18 protein-coding genes and 1 pseudogene are annotated in these 14,730 nt (G+C 69.9%); 6 read left to right on the plus strand and 13 right to left on the minus strand.

The window, feature by feature from the left end:
- Positions 1 to 20 precede the first annotated feature (20 nt).
- From FKR81_RS29530 to FKR81_RS29570, 9 genes are all read right to left on the minus strand, one after another.
- Positions 21 to 368 (minus strand): hypothetical protein, encoded by a 348-nt coding sequence (locus FKR81_RS29530; protein WP_146356752.1) that lies wholly within the window; start codon positions 366 to 368, stop codon positions 21 to 23.
- The gene (locus tag FKR81_RS29535; RefSeq protein ID WP_146356754.1) at positions 365 to 1,180 is read right to left on the minus strand and encodes a DUF692 domain-containing protein; all 816 of its coding nucleotides are present in this window, start codon (positions 1,178 to 1,180) and stop codon (positions 365 to 367) included. The genes FKR81_RS29530 and FKR81_RS29535 overlap by 4 nt, the downstream gene beginning before the upstream one ends.
- A gap of 33 nt (positions 1,181 to 1,213) precedes the next feature.
- Positions 1,214 to 2,044: a TIGR04222 domain-containing membrane protein gene (locus FKR81_RS29540; RefSeq protein ID WP_146356756.1), complete on the minus strand. Its 831-nt coding sequence runs from the start codon at positions 2,042 to 2,044 to the stop codon at positions 1,214 to 1,216.
- A complete protein-coding gene (locus FKR81_RS29545) occupies positions 2,044 to 2,802 on the minus strand; it encodes a TIGR04222 domain-containing membrane protein (protein ID WP_146356758.1) in 759 nt (252 codons plus the stop codon). The genes FKR81_RS29540 and FKR81_RS29545 overlap by 1 nt, the downstream gene beginning before the upstream one ends.
- Positions 2,803 to 2,906: 104 nt before the next feature.
- A complete protein-coding gene (locus FKR81_RS29550; RefSeq protein ID WP_186763236.1) occupies positions 2,907 to 3,788 on the minus strand; it encodes a TIGR04222 domain-containing membrane protein in 882 nt (293 codons plus the stop codon).
- Positions 3,785 to 4,678 (minus strand): TIGR04222 domain-containing membrane protein, encoded by an 894-nt coding sequence (locus FKR81_RS29555; protein WP_186763237.1) that lies wholly within the window; start codon positions 4,676 to 4,678, stop codon positions 3,785 to 3,787. Before FKR81_RS29555 ends, FKR81_RS29550 begins: the two co-directional genes overlap by 4 nt.
- A gap of 254 nt (positions 4,679 to 4,932) precedes the next feature.
- The gene (gene msrB, locus FKR81_RS29560) at positions 4,933 to 5,343 is read right to left on the minus strand and encodes a peptide-methionine (R)-S-oxide reductase MsrB (RefSeq protein ID WP_146356764.1); all 411 of its coding nucleotides are present in this window, start codon (positions 5,341 to 5,343) and stop codon (positions 4,933 to 4,935) included.
- A 59-nt stretch (positions 5,344 to 5,402) separates the two neighbouring features.
- The gene (locus FKR81_RS29565; RefSeq protein ID WP_146356766.1) at positions 5,403 to 5,693 is read right to left on the minus strand and encodes a hypothetical protein; all 291 of its coding nucleotides are present in this window, start codon (positions 5,691 to 5,693) and stop codon (positions 5,403 to 5,405) included.
- A gap of 292 nt (positions 5,694 to 5,985) precedes the next feature.
- On the minus strand, positions 5,986 to 6,936 hold the full coding sequence (locus FKR81_RS29570; RefSeq protein ID WP_146356768.1) for an asparaginase: 951 nt from the start codon (positions 6,934 to 6,936) through the stop codon (positions 5,986 to 5,988).
- A 78-nt stretch (positions 6,937 to 7,014) separates the two neighbouring features.
- On the opposite strand from FKR81_RS29570, the gene FKR81_RS29575 reads away from it, so the two are divergent.
- Positions 7,015 to 7,662, plus strand: coding sequence for a GntR family transcriptional regulator (locus FKR81_RS29575; RefSeq protein WP_146356770.1), 648 nt, complete (start codon positions 7,015 to 7,017; stop codon positions 7,660 to 7,662).
- Here the strand turns inward: FKR81_RS29575 and FKR81_RS29580 are convergent.
- The 3 genes from FKR81_RS29580 to FKR81_RS29590 are packed head-to-tail and all read right to left on the minus strand — an operon-like array spanning position 7,659 to position 10,687.
- On the minus strand, positions 7,659 to 8,360 hold the full coding sequence (locus FKR81_RS29580; RefSeq protein WP_146356772.1) for a MaoC/PaaZ C-terminal domain-containing protein: 702 nt from the start codon (positions 8,358 to 8,360) through the stop codon (positions 7,659 to 7,661). The two genes, FKR81_RS29575 and FKR81_RS29580, sit on opposite strands and share 4 nt — an antisense overlap.
- Positions 8,360 to 9,529 (minus strand): acyl-CoA dehydrogenase family protein, encoded by a 1,170-nt coding sequence (locus FKR81_RS29585; RefSeq protein WP_146356774.1) that lies wholly within the window; start codon positions 9,527 to 9,529, stop codon positions 8,360 to 8,362. The genes FKR81_RS29580 and FKR81_RS29585 overlap by 1 nt, the downstream gene beginning before the upstream one ends.
- A 12-nt stretch (positions 9,530 to 9,541) precedes the next feature.
- Positions 9,542 to 10,687, minus strand: a complete 1,146-nt coding sequence (locus tag FKR81_RS29590) for an acyl-CoA dehydrogenase family protein (RefSeq protein WP_146356776.1) — start codon at positions 10,685 to 10,687, stop codon at positions 9,542 to 9,544.
- Positions 10,688 to 10,732: 45 nt separating this feature from the next.
- On the opposite strand from FKR81_RS29590, the gene FKR81_RS29595 reads away from it, so the two are divergent.
- Positions 10,733 to 11,335 carry a TetR/AcrR family transcriptional regulator gene (locus FKR81_RS29595; protein WP_146356778.1) on the plus strand — a complete coding sequence of 201 codons (603 nt, stop codon included), beginning with the start codon at positions 10,733 to 10,735 and terminating at the stop codon, positions 11,333 to 11,335.
- A 10-nt stretch (positions 11,336 to 11,345) separates the two neighbouring features.
- Complete coding sequence (gene ligD / locus FKR81_RS29600) at positions 11,346 to 12,356, plus strand: non-homologous end-joining DNA ligase (RefSeq protein ID WP_146356780.1); 1,011 nt, start codon at positions 11,346 to 11,348, stop codon at positions 12,354 to 12,356.
- A gap of 18 nt (positions 12,357 to 12,374) precedes the next feature.
- Here ligD and FKR81_RS29605 read toward each other — a convergent pair whose 3' ends face one another.
- Positions 12,375 to 13,007 (minus strand): helix-turn-helix transcriptional regulator, encoded by a 633-nt coding sequence (locus tag FKR81_RS29605; protein ID WP_146356782.1) that lies wholly within the window; start codon positions 13,005 to 13,007, stop codon positions 12,375 to 12,377.
- Positions 13,008 to 13,093: 86 nt separating this feature from the next.
- Here FKR81_RS29605 and FKR81_RS29610 point away from each other — a divergent pair, with 86 nt between their 5' ends.
- From FKR81_RS29610 to FKR81_RS29620, 3 genes and pseudogenes are all read left to right on the plus strand, one after another.
- Positions 13,094 to 13,474, plus strand: a complete 381-nt coding sequence (locus FKR81_RS29610; RefSeq protein WP_146356784.1) for a hypothetical protein — start codon at positions 13,094 to 13,096, stop codon at positions 13,472 to 13,474.
- A 58-nt stretch (positions 13,475 to 13,532) separates the two neighbouring features.
- Positions 13,533 to 14,270 (plus strand): annotated as a pseudogene (locus tag FKR81_RS29615) (phosphotransferase family protein); the annotation flags it as partial.
- A gap of 66 nt (positions 14,271 to 14,336) precedes the next feature.
- Positions 14,337 to 14,717 (plus strand): response regulator, encoded by a 381-nt coding sequence (locus FKR81_RS29620; RefSeq protein WP_235921840.1) that lies wholly within the window; start codon positions 14,337 to 14,339, stop codon positions 14,715 to 14,717.
- Positions 14,718 to 14,730 lie beyond the last annotated feature (13 nt).

The following is a 14,730-nucleotide window of genomic DNA, read 5'->3' on the forward strand; positions in this document are numbered from 1 at the left end:
TCGAAACGCTTGACAGTCCGTCAGGACGAGCGACGCCACCAGCGCTTCCGCGGCGTCTCAACAGGTGGCAGCTCTCCGCGTTCCCGTGCCCAATCCGCGAAGTTCGCGGCGTCCTCGCGCGCCCTGCTGCCCGCCGTTCGGGGGTGTGCGGTGGCGTATGCGTCGAACAGCGGCCGGAATCGTTCACCGAGCTCGTTCGCGACCTCAGGGCCGAGCATCGCGGCGACACCGCGTCGTTTCGACAACAGCGCGCGTCGTTCTACGACGAACCTGCTCTCGTCGAATCCCGCCGGAATCGGGCCGTCGGCGAGCAGCGCCCGCAACAGCTCGGCCTGCGCGGCGGCGAGCCGCTCGCGCGCGTCGGTCACCGGTGCTTCTCCACGACCTCGCGGATCGCGGCGAGCTCGGTCGCGATCTCGGTGTCGGACGGGTAGTTGTCGTCGCGTTCCAACAGCACGCCGGGTGGCGCGACGCGGGAGCACAGCTCGTCGAGCAGGCCGAGCACCTCGGGCAGCACGGCGTGCGCGTGCGTGTCGTGGTAGACCTCGCCGTGCTCGACGCCTCCGGCCACGTGCACGTACGCCAGGCGCTCCAAGGGGATCTCGTCGAGGAACCGCTCGGGGTCGGTGCCCAGGTTGCGCGCGTTCGCGTACAGGTTCGCGACGTCCACGAGCAGGTAGCAGTCCGTGCGCTCGACGAGCTCGGCGAGGAACTGGCCCTCCGACAGCTCGCCGTCCGGCCACTCCAGCAGCGCGGCGACGTTCTCCAGCGCGAGCGGAACGGGCAGATCCTGTTGCGCCGCCTTGACGTTCGCGACGAGCACGTCCAGCGCGTCGCGGGTGCGGGGTACCGGCATGAGGTGGCCCGAGTCGAGCCCGCCCGCGCGGACGAAGCACACGTGGTCGCTCACCAGCGGCGCGTCCAGCGCCTCGGCGACCTCGGCCAGGTGCTTGACCCGCTGCGCGTCCACCTCGTCCGCCCCGCCGAGCGACAGCGACACGCCGTGGGGGAGCACCGGCACGCCGCGTTCCCTCAGCAGGACAACGGACTCCGGGATGTGTCCGATGTGGATGTTCTCCGCGACGACCTCGACGAAGTCCACACCGGGCAGCCGCTCGACGGTGATGTCGATCTCCGAGCGCCAGCCGATGCCGACGCCCAGCCTGGGCAGCTCGCTCATCGGAGTCCCCCTTCGCCGCTGGCCGTGATCATGTCAGTCGCTGGAACTGCTGCTGCTACAGCTGCTGCTGCTCGACGAGCAACTGCTGCTGCTGCAGCTGCTGGAGCTCGACGACGAGCAGCTGCTCGACGAACAGGAGCTCGAGCTCGACGAGCACGAGCTGGCCGACGAGCAGCTGCTGCACGAACTGCCGCAGCTGGTCCCGCAGCTGCCGACGCCGGTGTCCTCGCGGACCCGCTTCTTGATCCTGCGCACCGGGAGCATGCCGACCACGCTCGCGGTGAGGCCGAACATCGCGTAGACGGGCTGGTTGAAGATCTTGCCGCGCAGCCCGTACACGGCGACGGCCGTGACCCGGTCGAGCGCCGCGGCTCGTTTGACCACGCGCTTGCCCGCCCCGGTCAGGTGTCCCTTGCGACGGAGGAACACCACGCCCAGCACGGCGACCGCGACGGCGACGAGCAGGTAGGGGAGGAAGTTGTCCGCACCGAGGCCGATGACGAAGGTGAGGATGGCGATGATCCACGCCCACGGGTAGAGCGCGCCCTTGCGCGGCTTGCCGATCAGGCGGCGCGCCAGCAGGTGCTGGCGCAGCGACTCGGTGGCCGGGCTGTAGGCGGTCGTCTTGGTGATCACGTCGAGGTTCTGCGGGCTGATGCGCAGGGACGCGAGCATCTGCGCCTCCAGCGGCGTGGCGCCGTTGCCCGGCGTCTCGACCGCGCTGACGAGGCCCTGGCGGGAGATCCGGATCAGGCCGGCGTCGAGCAGCCGCGCCAGCGCGACCTCGCTCGCCCTGCCGGGTCCGCTGACCAGGAAGCCCAGTTCTTCCGGCGTGACCGTCGACGCCTGTGTCGAAGTCGTCATCAGTCTCCTCCTCCGCCGCCACAACCTCCGCCACCGCAGCTGCTACCGCCGCCGCAGCTACTACCACCCGATGAGCAACTGCTGCTGCCGCAACCACTCCCGCAGCTGCTGCCGCCGTCGTCGTTCGACTTCTTCTTGGTGCTGCGCGTGGGCAGCTGCCGGACGACATCCTCCGGTAGTTCGAAGAACGCGGCGACCGGACGCCGGTTGATCCTGCCACGCAGACCGTGCACCGCGACGGCCTCGACCCGGCCGCGCGGCACGGCCTTCCTGACGATCCGCCTGCCCGCGGCCGTCAGCGGCTTCCTGGGCCGGAAGAACTGGGCCAGCACGACCAGTCCGGCCGCCGTCGCGATGAGCGGCACCATGTCGTTCGCCCCGATCACGAAGCCCACGCCGACGGTGATGATCGCGACCGTCCACAGCAGGGTGTTCAGCTTGCCGCCGCGCGTGCGGTTCACCAGCCCGCGGCCGACGAGGTGCTCACGCAGCGCGTCGGCGGCGGGACTGAACGCGACCGCCTTGGCGACGGTGCTGAGGTGGCCGTGGTGGCCGCTCATCACCTGTGCCTGCAACGGGGTCGGGTTCCAGTGCCCGCCGATGACGGTGATGACTCCCTGGCGGGAGATCCGGATGCGGCCGGCGTCGAGCAGGCCCGCGATCGCCGTCTCGGTGGCGCGGCCGGGGCCGCCGACCAGGTAGCCGAGCTCCTCGGGCGTCACGGCGCCCTTGGTCGCTTTCGTTGGGGAAGTCGTCATCGCCACCTCACTGAGCCACTGCTCGCCAGTCACCCCGCCGGTGAACCAACCGTTTACTCGGTGATGCGCGATGCGTCGTTACGCGGAATGGTCCCGCGTCGCGGTCAGGCGTCGAAAATGTCTCCGATGTCGCTGAAGTCCGCATCGCCCAGCCAACTGCTCGCCAGCCACCCGCCGGCGAACCACCCGGCGGCCCAGACGACCCGCCGCGGTGGCGGATCGTCCTGGGGTGTGGCGCTCCTGCGGGGCCGCGGGAGCTGACTCTCAGACGCTTCGGTGGTGTCGATCCGTTCCACGGTCTGGCCGTCGAATGTGGCGGTCTGGACGACTTTTCTCGGTTTCCCCGGCTCGGGTGGCGCTGGGCGGCGCAGGCCGTAGCGTGCGGTGAGCTCGGCTGGTTCCACCGGCGCGAGTCCGATGGTGGCCGCCCACAGCGCGTAGCTGCCCGCGCGCGTCAGCACCGGCGGTGGCGTGGCCAGCAGCCCGACGATCGCCGCCGCGGTCAGCAGGCCCGCGCCGACCGTCCACGGTGTCCAGTCGCCGTGCACGAAGAGCAGTGCGCCCAGCAGGAACAGCAGGAGCACCGCCGCGATCGCGCGCCGCAGCCGTCGTACTGGCGTGACCAGAAAGCCCTGGGTGAGCAGTGCGTGTCCGAGCCGTCGCACGGCGTCGCTGTCCGCGGTGGTCCGCACGACGTCGTCGACGCGGTGGCCGGCCAGCGAGAGCACGACGGTCCCGATCGGACTGTCCGCCGGCTCGGCGGGTTCGACGGCGGCCAGCCGGTCACCGGCGAACTTCGCCCTGTTCTCCGACACGAGTGCCGCGACGGCGACCTCGGCCGCACGGGCCGGGCCGCCGCCGAGGTAGCCGACTTCCTCGTGGGACAACGGTTCCGCGCGCTCGGCGCCGCGGACCTCCTTGACGCGCAGGCCGAGCAGCACCGCCGCGAGCAGCGCGACCGCGTACGCGGCGACGAACAGGGTCAACCCCCACCGCCGCCGCAGCCGCCGCCGCAACCCCCACCGCCGCAACAACTGCTGCTACCGCCGCCGCTGGAGCACGAGGAGGTGCTGGCGCCGCAGCTGCCGCCGACGTAGCCGGTCGTTCCGCCCGCCGGTGCGGCCAGCAGCGAGCTGCGCACCGTGAGGTCCGGGTAGGCGGCGAGGCCGCCCAGGGCGACCAGCCCGGCGGCCCCCGCGTACTCGACGGACGCCGGGCTGGTCACACCCCCTGTGGTGCCGCTGGCACGAGCTTCCTGGAGCACACGGTCCCCCTTGGACGTGCGCATGAGCTTGCCGCGGCGGGTGACGATGAAGATCAGCAACCCGGTGACGACCAGCTGGAGCGTCAGCCACCCGACGGGCGCGTCGATCGTGATTCCGTTGAACCAGCGGGCGATGCCGACCGCGAGCAGCACCCACAGCGGCAGCGCACCCCTGCGCAGCCGCGAACGAACCTCGTCGCGGTCGATCACCAGTCCCGCCTCGACCAGCCGCGTGCCGATCGACGTCACGGCGTGGTGCTCGGCGACCTTCGGGACGAGCAGGTAGATGGTGCGGTTGGTGTACCGCTGCGCGTCTTCGACGACGGCCTGGTCGACCGGGTTCACCACCGGAACCCCGGTCACCTGCACCGCGCCACGCCGCGACGTGCGCAGTGCCTCAGCGGCGAGCAGCCGGGCGAGCGACGCCTCGACCACGCGCCGCGGTCCTCCGGCCAGATAAGCCAGTTCGTCGAGATCCAGGGTGCGCACCGGCTGGCTGTTTCCCGAGCGGGCGCGCACCCGGACGATGATCGCGAACACCACGAGCGCGGCGAGCGCGATCCAGTAGAGCTCGAGGAACTCCGGACCCGACAATCCCCAAGGACGCTCCACGTGGTCCACCCCCTGACTGCCGTTGTGCGGTCAATGGTGTGGGGTGGACCACAGTGGGACAAGCGTTTTGAGGAAGCCTTAGGGTTGGCCGCTCAGCTCGACGCACCGCCGTCGCAGCCGCTGGATCCCTCGCCGTCCGTGCCCATGAACGTCATTGTCGCCTCCCAGGTTCTGTTCGGACCGGTCCAGTCTGCGTCACCGGTCTTCCCATGACCATCCTCTATGGATGAAGGGCAAGCGAACCTGCTTGTCCACTATTCGGCAGGAACCAGCTTCAGGCTGATGCTGTTGATGCAGTACCGCTGGTCCGTGGGGGTGGGATAACCCTCTCCCTCGAACACGTGGCCCAGGTGGCTGTGGCACGTCGCGCATACCACTTCGACGCGGCGCATGCCCATCGACACGTCCTCGCGCAGCACCACGGCCTCACCCGCGAGCGGCGTGAAGAAGCTCGGCCAGCCGCAGTGCGATTCGAACTTGGCGTCGCTGCGGAACAGTTCCGCACCGCACGCCCGGCACTCGTAGACACCCTTCGTCTTGGTGTCCGTGTACTCGCCGGTGAACGCGCGCTCGGTGCCCGCCTTGCGCAGCACCTGGTACTCGGCGGGGTTCAGCAGTGTCCGCCACTCCTCGTCGGAGCGGACGACCTTGGGGGTGGTTTCCATGTCTCCTACAACGTCGTCGGCGCCCGCGGGCTTCCCGCGTGTGACCAGAAGATCAGGTTTCAGAAGATCAGCACGATGATGTCGCCGAGCGCGAACCACACCGACAGCACGACGCCCAGCAGGATGAGCCCGACCACGAGCACCGCGATCAGGCGGCGGTGACCGGTCGTGCGGTTCGCGGACTCCGCGAAGTCCTGCACGCCCGCCAGGTAGCCCTCGACCGTGTAGCCGGGGTGCTCCCGCTCCATGCGGTCGAGGTGCTCCGCGAACTCCTTGGCCTCGGGGTCGTGCGGGTCGAGGCCGATCAGGTCGTCGGTGAACCGGTCGTGCTCATCCGGCTGCTTGGCCATGTGCCACAGCGTAATGGGCGACCCGTTGGGTGCGGGTCAACGGCAACGGAGAGTGTCGAAACGCCACCCGCCCGCCGGGCGCAGGGGGACTGCGCCCGCCGGGCGGGTGGGGGTGAAGATGCCGACTGTCGACAGCCGGGTACTGAGGCCGATGGCTGTCGACAGTCGGCTGTCAGCAGCAGTGCCGGTGGAGAGGTGTCAACAGTTGGCTGTCGGCAGGTGCCGCGATCGGCAAGTGTCGACAGTTGGCTGTCGGCGCGTGCGGCCCGCGTGGGCTGTCAACAGTTGGGTGTCAGCAGGCGACCGGGAGCGGAAGCGCGGGCCGGACCGCGCCGACCGTCCGCCCGTGCCCGAGTACGGGCACGGTGGCCAGCTCCAGCACGCCCTCGACGTCCGCGCCGAGCAGGCGCAGCGCCTCGACGACCACGACGGCGCGGGCGCGCGTCGAGCCGTCGGCGATCTTCAGCGCGACCGCGGAGCCGTCGGGCAGGCCGATGGCGTAGACGCCCTCAGCGCCGTCCTTGGCGACCGCGCCGGGGATGGCGCGCATCAGGGTGGTGACGTCGCGGCCGGTGCCGCCGACCCATTCGGGGTAGGTGTTCATCGCCGTGGCGACGCGGTGCTCGAGGGTGCCGGGCCGCGCGCTCGCGAGCTTGCCGAACGCCCTGGCCAGGCCGTTGAGGCTGATGCCGAAGATCGGGGCGCCGCAGCCGTCGACGCCGAGCGCGCCGACCGGCTCGCCCGCGAGGTCCTCGATGGTCTGCTTGGCCGCCTGCTGCAGCGGGTGCTCCGGGTTGAGGTAGTCCTCGGTCGACCAGCCGTTCTTCACGCAGGTCAGGAGCATCGCGGCGTGCTTGCCGGAGCAGTTCATGTACTTGGGCTCCGCAGCGCGGCCGAGCGCGAGGTGCCGCTTCTGGGCCTCCTCGCCGAGCGGGAGGTCGGCGGTGCACTGGAGAGCGGACTCGTCGAGGCCTGCCATGGCCAGGATGCGGTGCACACCCTCGACGTGGAAGTCTTCTCCGGAGTGGCTCGCACACGCGAGCGCCAGCAGCTCGCCGTCCAGCTCGAGGCCGCTGCGCAGCATCGCGAGGGCCTGGAGGGGCTTGTTCGATGAGCGGGGGAACGTCACCAGGTCGGGCCTGCCGACCTCGAACTTGGTGCTGTCGTTGAACGCGACAAGGGTGCCGTGGTGCACCGACTCCAGGAAATCGCCTCGCCAAACCTCGGCCACGACCTCGTGCATGCGCCCTCCTCCCGTAACTGCCAACTGTCGACAGTTTACAGTTTTTCTTGGACTACCGTCCAGCTCTTGGAGACCGATGTGACACAGCCCCTGCACCTGTCGCTCGCAGGCCAGGCTCTCGACGCACTGCGCGAGCTGGTGCTGACCGGTGAGATCCTCCCCGGCGCCCGCGTGAACGAGGTCGAGGTCGCCAACCGCCTCGGGATCTCCCGAGGCCCGCTGCGGGAAGCGATCAGGGGACTCGCCGCCGAGGGGCTCGTCGAGCTCGTCCCGCACAAGGGCGCTCGCGTGCCGTTCGCCGACGCCGCCGAGGTGCGCGCGCTGTTCGAGCTGCGCACCGCGCTGGAGTGCGAGGCCGCCAAGCTCGCCGCCACCAGGCGGACCGAGCAGGACCTCGACCGGATGCGGGCGGTCTCCAAGGAGTCGCGGAAGAACTACCACGCGGGGGTGAAGTTCCCGCACCGGCTCGACCTGGCGTTCCACCAGGCGCTGCTCGAGGCGGCGCGCAGCCCGCACATCGCCGAGCAGGTCCGGCTCGTGCAGCAGAAGGTCATCCTGACGCGCACCGGTCTGCCGGACGACCCCCAGCATCAGCACGGGTCGCTCGACGACCACGACGAGCTCATCGAGCTCATCGAGCAGCAGGACTGGGAGAAGGCCGCTCAGATCATGCGCCGACACCTGTCGCGGACGTGCGCCCAGATCATCAAGAGCCTGCCCGACTAGACAGCCTTCCCGACGAGGACGACGCGGTCGGTGCGGGTGCGGAACTCGCCGGTCCGCCAACAGTCGACTGTCAACAGTTGGCCGGGGTAGACGGGTGCGGTGAATCGACAGTCGACTGTTGACAGTTCGATGTGCCGCAGCGTGATGCCCAGGGTGCACAGGCCGTGCAGGATCGGCCGCGAGAAGCCGGCTCGCCGGGCGAACTCGGGGTCGGCGTGCATCGGGTTGACGTCGCCGGTCTCGCGGTAGCGCAGCGCCTGGTCGTCGCTGGTCTGGAACGTCCACGTCGTGTCCGGCGCACGGTCGGGAACGGTGAACGCGGGCGACTCACCGCGCGGTCCGCCGAACCCGCCCTCGCCCTTGACGAAGCACGACGACCGGGTGCTGAAGTACGGGGTGTCCCAGGTGCTGACGACCAGCGCGCCGGAGCCCTTGTCGAAGATGTCGGTGACTGTCCTGGTCACCGGCATCGTGCCCGCCGCGGGCAGCGGCCGGTGCAGCACGAGCGACTGCGTCGCGTGCAGCACCTGCGTCATGTCCGCCCCGGTGAGCCCGAGCTGCGGCCCGCCGTGCTGGGCGAGCGTGATCGGGAACGCGGGGGAGTCGCCGCCGACCGCGGCGGCGTACACCTCGGCGTCGCCTGCGGTCCACGACTGTTCGCGGACCTCGACGACGCCGAGGATCGAGTGGTCGAGCATCAGCCCAGCGTGCCGGTCACCTTGGAGTGGCCCTTGAGCAGGTTGCGGGCGATGGTGCGGCGCTGGATCTCGTCGGTGCCCTCGTAGATCCGCAGCAGCCGCAGCTCGCGGTACCACCGCTCGATCGGCAGCTCACGCGTGTAGCCCATGCCGCCGTGGATCTGCAGCACCCGGTCGACGATCTCGTTGGCCTTGATGCCGCCGTAGAGCTTCGCGATGGACTGCGCCTGCCGCGAGTCCGCGCCCTGGTCGACGAGCCACGCCGCGTGCAGCACGAGCCAGCGCAGCGCCTCGATCTCCATCGCGGAGTCGGCGATCATCCACTGGATCGCCTGGTACTCGGCGATCGGCTGGCCGAACGTCACGCGGTTCTTGGCCTGCTCGATCGCCATCTCCACCAGACGTTCGACCGAACCCAGCGCACGCGCGGGCAGCAGGTACCGGCCCTGGCCGATCCACTGCATGGCCAGCTCGAAACCGCGGCCCTCCTCGCCGAGGATGTTCTCGTGCGGCACCCGCACGTTGTCGAACACCAGCGCCGCCGGACCCCACTGGCCCATCGTCGGGATCGGCTCGGACTTCCAGCCCATGTCGCGGTCGACGAGGAAGCACGTGACGCCGCCGTTGGCGCCCTTCTCCTTGTCCGTCACGGCGAACACCATGACGAAGTCGGCCTCGTTGCCCTGCGTGATGAACGTCTTCTCGCCGTTGATCACCCACTCGTCGCCCTCGCGGACGGCCGACGTGCGGATGGCCTTCGCGTCCGAACCCGCACCGGGCTCGGTGATCGCGAAGCACGAGATGCGCTCGCCGGAGATCGTCGGCACGAGGTAGCGCTGCTTCTGCTCGTCGTTGCCGTGGAACAGGATGTTGTCCGCGTAGCCGCCGAAGCGGAACGGCACGAACGTGCGGCCGAGCTCGGCCTCGATCAGCGCGGTCATCATCGCGCCCAGTCCCATGCCGCCGTACTCCTGCGGCGTCAGCACACCGAAGAAGCCGGCCTGCTTCGCCTTGTCCTGCAACGCCTTGAGCTCGTCGCGCGGCAGTCCCTGCTGGCCCGCGCGCTCGCGGCGCAGCACCTCGGGCTCGAGCGGGACGATCTCCTTGCGCACGAACGTCCGGACCCAGTCCCGGATCTCCTTCTGCTCCTCGTCGAGCGTGAAGTCCATGTGCCCCTCCGTTTACACGAACGCGTTGATGCCCGTCAGCGCACGGCCGATGAGCAGTTTCTGGATCTGGCTCGTTCCCTCGTAGAGGGTGGTGACGCGGGCGTCCCGCAGGTACTTGCCCACCGGGTACTCGTCGATGTAGCCGTAGCCGCCGAACACCTGGATCGCGTTGTTCGCCACGCGGACCGCGGCCTCGCTCGCGTACAGCTTCGCCATCGACGCCTCCGTGCCGAACGGCTCGCCCCGGTCGGCGAGGTCGGCGACGCGCCACGTCAGCAGACGCGCGGCGTCGGTGTCGACCGCCATGTCCGCGAGAAGTTCCTGCACGAGCTGGAAACCGGCGATCGGTTTGCCGAACTGCTCGCGTTCCTTCGCGTACTTGAGACTCGCTTCCAACGCACCCCGCGCGGCGCCGACGCAGCCCGCGGCGACGGACATCCGGCCCCGGTCGAGCGCGGCCATGGCCAGCTTGAAGCCCTCGTGGCTGATGACCGCGTCGTCCGGCACGCGGACGTTCTCCAGCGTGATCTCCGCGGTCGCCTGGCCGCGCATGCCGAGCTTGCCGTGGATCTCGTTCGCCTCGAAGCCCGCGGTGCCGGTCGGCACGAGGAACGCGCTGATGCCGCGCGGTCCCGGGCCGCCGGTGCGCGCGAAGACCAGCGCGACGTCGGCCCACGTTCCGTTGGTGATGAACACCTTGCGGCCGTTGATCACCCAGTCGTCGCCGTCGCGGACGGCCTTCGTGACGAGACTGCCCGCGTCCGACCCGGTACCGGGCTCGGTGAGCGCGAAGCAGCCGACCTGCGTGCCCGCGGTGAGGCCGGGCAGCCACCGGCGCTTCTGCTCTTCCGTGCCGTGCTTGAAGATCGTCTTGGCGATGAGGCCCAGCGACACGGAGATGATGCCGCGCACCGCCGAGTCACCCCGCGCGATCTCCTCGAGCACCAGGCAGTAGGCCAGGTTGTCGCCGCCGGAGCCGCCGTACTCCTCGTCGATGCCGAGCCCGAGGAACCCGACCTCGCCCAGCGCGGGCACCAGGTCGCGGTCGATCGCCTCGTCGCGGTCCCACCTGGTCGCGTGCGGAACGATCCGCTCGTCGGTGAATCGCCGCGCGAGCTCCCTGAGCTGGCGGTGCTCGTCCGAAATGCGCAGATCCACTCGGCCTCCCGTAAACCGAACGGTGTTAGGTATAACCTAGCCCACATGCCGCGGCCAAGCACCCCGTTGCTGAGCGGGACCCGTATCCGCGAGGTGGCGCTCGACATCATCGACCGGGACGGGCTCGACGGCCTCTCGATGCGGAAACTGGCCGCTGAGCTGGGCGTTCGCGCCGCGTCGCTGTACGGGCACGTCGCCACGAAGGACGACCTGCTGCACGAGATCGCGAACGAGGTGCTGGAACGGGTCGACGTCACCGGCTTCGCGTCAGGCGACTGGCGGCAGGGCCTGGTCAGCGCCGCGCGCTCCTACCGCGCCGCGCTCGCCGCGCACCCGAACATCGTGCCGTTCCTGGCGTACGGCCCGGCGCGGCGCGACTCGTCGTTGCAGCGGCTCGACGTCGTGCACGGCGCGCTGGTCACGGCGGGCTGGTCGCGCCGCGAGGCCACGATGATCGCGGCCGGCCTGATGTACATCGTGTTCGGCGCCGCGCTGAGCACGTTCTCCAGCGGCTTCTCCACCGATCCCTCGGTGTACTCCGGCCGCTACCCCCACCTCGATCGCGCGCACCTGCTGCCCGCCGTCGCGGCGGAGCTCGACCACGACAGCTTCGAGCTGACGCTCGCGGCGTACGTGCGAGGACTCTAGGCTGCTTTGGGTGGCGACCAAGGCGATTGAGCTGACCGTTGGTGATCGCGTGGTGCGGGTGTCCAACCCGGACAAGGTGTACTTCCCCGAGCGCGGCATCACCAAGCGGCAGGTGGTCGAGTACTACATCGCCGTGGCCGCGCCGCTGCTCGACGTCCTGCGCGACCGCCCGACGACCCTGAAGCGCTACGTCGACGGCGTCGAGGGCGAGGCGTTCTACCAGAAGCGCCTGCCCAAGGGCGCGCCCGAGTGGGTCGAGACCGCGCGCATCAAGTTCCCCTCCGGCCGTCCCGCGGACGAGGTGTGCCCGACCGAGCCCGCCGTGCTGGCGTGGGCGGCGAACCTCGGCACGTTCGACTTCCACCCGTGGCCGGTCCGCCGTCCGGACACCGACCACCCGGACGAGCTGCGCATCGACCTCGATCCCCAGCCGGGCACGGACTTCGCCGACGCCGTCCGCGTGGCGGGAGTGCTGCGCGAGGTGCTGGCCGACGCGGGGATGACCGGCTACCCGAAGACGTCCGGCGGCCGCGGCATCCACGTGGCCGTGCGCATCCGCCCGTCGTGGGACTTCATCGAGGTCCGCCACGCCGTGATCGCGCTCGCCCGCGAGGTCGAGTCCCGCGCACCCGATCTGGCGACTTCGGCGTGGTGGAAGGAAGAACGCGGCGAGCGCGTCTTCATCGACTTCAACCAGGCCGCCCGCGACCGCACCATCGCGTCCGCGTGGTCGGTGCGCGGCACGCCGCGCGCGACGGTGTCCACCCCGGTCACCTGGGACACGTTGTCCACTGTGGACCCCGACGACTTCGACGTGCTCACCGTGCCGAAGTACCTGGAGTCGCACGGGAACCCGCACGCGGACCTGGACTCCGAGGCGTTCGGGCTGGAGACGTTGCTGGAGTGGTACGAACGCGACCCGCGCGGTGAGATGCCGTACCCGCCGGACTACCCGAAGATGCCGGGTGAGCCGATGCGCGTGCAGCCCTCACGGGCCAAGAAGCCTGCTGAGGGCGACTGACCTCGAACTGGCCGCGGCTCACGCCTTCTCGAAGCGAACGCAGCAGAACCCTGGCGCAGGCGCCAGGCGCGGCGTGAAGCGAGTGTTGCCGAGCACGCCTTCGAGCAGGTGCAGGTTCATGCCGCACACCAGGTCCGTGTGCTCCTGGGCCAGCGCGTGGAACGGGCAGTTGCGCAACGCGTAGCCGTCGCCGTCGGCCGCGGGCTCGAAGCCGTGCTCGGCGAGCACGGCCAGCGCCGCGTCCTCGTCCTTCGGTGCCAGCCGTGCGCCGAACTCGCGTGCGCACCGGGCGAGCGCGGCGCTCGGTGACTCGCCGGTGCGCTCCGCCTCCTCGACGGCCGTCGCGAGCAGGCTGCCGACCAGGTCGTAGCGGCGCTCGGGCAGGTTGACGCGCACCTCGTTCGGCGACCGCCGGTACAGCTTCGCCGGACGGCCCGCGCCAGGACCGGTCCGTCCGCTGCGGCGCTCGTAGATGACCTCCAGCAGGCCCTCGTCGGCGAGTTTGTCCAGGTGGAAGGCCGCTGTCTGGCGCGGAACGCCCAGTGCTTCCGCCGCTTCGTCCCTGCCGACGGCCTCGGCCTGCGCCACGACGAACTCGTACAGCTTGCGCCGGGTGGGCTCGTCGAGTGCGGCGACGGCGGCGATGTCCATGGCTCCGAGTGTAAAAGCAACGCGGCTTGACTAAACAACTGAGCTCCTTCTAACGTCAACACAACTTGATTTTAGAAGGAGGAGTCATGTCGACCACTGCTCTGCGGACCGACCCGGTGACCCAGGCGTTCCTGGCGCTCCGCACGGTCTTCACGGTCGCGCCCGTCCTCTTCGGGCTGGACAAGTTCGCGAACCTCCTGTGCGACTGGCCCGTCTACCTCGCGCCCTGGATCGACGGGATCGTGCCCGGCACGGCGCAGCAGGCGATGTACGCGGTGGGCGTGATCGAGATCGTCGCCGGGATCGTGGTCGCGTTGATGCCCCGGATCGGGAGCCTCGTCGTCGCGGCGTGGCTGGCGGGGATCATCGTCAACCTGCTGACCATTCCCGGCTTCTACGACGTCGCGTTGCGCGACTTCGGGTTGCTCGTGGGCGCCGTGGCGCTCAACCGCCTCGCCTCGCGCTGACGACGGAAATCGATCGGCGAGCGGTCGGGACGCATACTTTCGCACCAGGTTCGCGGAGGGTTCGCTCCCGGTCTACGCGATCGGGGAAGACCTCGTCCTCAAGCTCTTCCCACCGGTGTACGGGGACGAAACGGACATCGAAGCGGCCGTGCTCCACGCGGTGCACGGCAAGCTGACCGTCCCCACCCCGAAGCTCCACGAAACAGGAGAGTTCGACGGCTGGGGCTACGTCCTCATGGAACGCATGAAGGGCACCCAGGTCACCAACCCGACCACGAGCCAGTGCGCGCAACTGGGAGAAGCGCTCCGTGCGCTCCACGAAATCGAGCCACCCCAACAACTCCCGGCACCGGACTGGCCGGAGTTCGTGGCCACCCAGACCGTCGGCTGCCAGCAGCGGCAACGGGACCGGGGCCTGACACCTGCTCTCCTGGACCAGATCCCGGACTTCCTCGCGAAGGTCGACCTGGGCACGCCGAAGATGGCCATGCTGCACACCGAGGTCATGAACGCCCACCTGGTCGAGCAGGACGGCGTGCTGACGGGCCTCTTCGACTTCGAGCCCAGCATGCGCGGCGCCACGGAGTACGAGTTCGTCTCGACGGGCATCTTCGTGGCGCGGGGCGACCCGGAGAAGCAGCGGGCCGTCCAGAGCGGGTACGGCAGCCGGCCCGACCCGGACGTGGTGATGGCGCACACGCTGCTGCACGTCTACAGCAACCTCCCGCGGTACCTGACGGTCATGCCGGGGGAGGCGACGCTGGAGGGGCTGGCCCAGCGCTGGTTCGCAGGTTGAGGCCTCGCGCGTTGCGAGTTACCCCGGCTTGATCGCACAATGGTCATCTGCGAACCCGGAGGCACCGTGGACACGACGAAGGTGCGCGTGCTCATCGCGGATGACGACCGCAACATCGCAGGTGCGTTGTGCGCGTTGCTCGAGAACGAGCCCGATCTCTCGGTGGTGGCCGTCGCGTCGGACGTGGACGAGACGATCGCGCTGGCCGAGCTGCACGTCCCCGCCGTAGCCGTGCTCGACGTGCGGATGCCCGGTGGTGGTGGCGTGCACGCGGCACGGGAGCTGCGCAGGGTCGCGCCCGCGACCAAGCTGATGGCGTTCTCCGCCTACCTCGACGACGCGACGATCGCCGACATCATGGCCGCGGGCGTCAGCGAGTACCTGATCAAGGGCGCGCCGAACGACCAGATCGTCGCGGTCATCCGGCGGCTCGGGCTCAGCGCCTGAGGCGGCTGAGGGC

The sequence above is a fragment of the Lentzea tibetensis genome (assembly GCF_007845675.1).
In the GTDB taxonomy this organism is placed as follows: Bacteria; Actinomycetota; Actinomycetes; order Mycobacteriales; family Pseudonocardiaceae; genus Lentzea; species Lentzea tibetensis.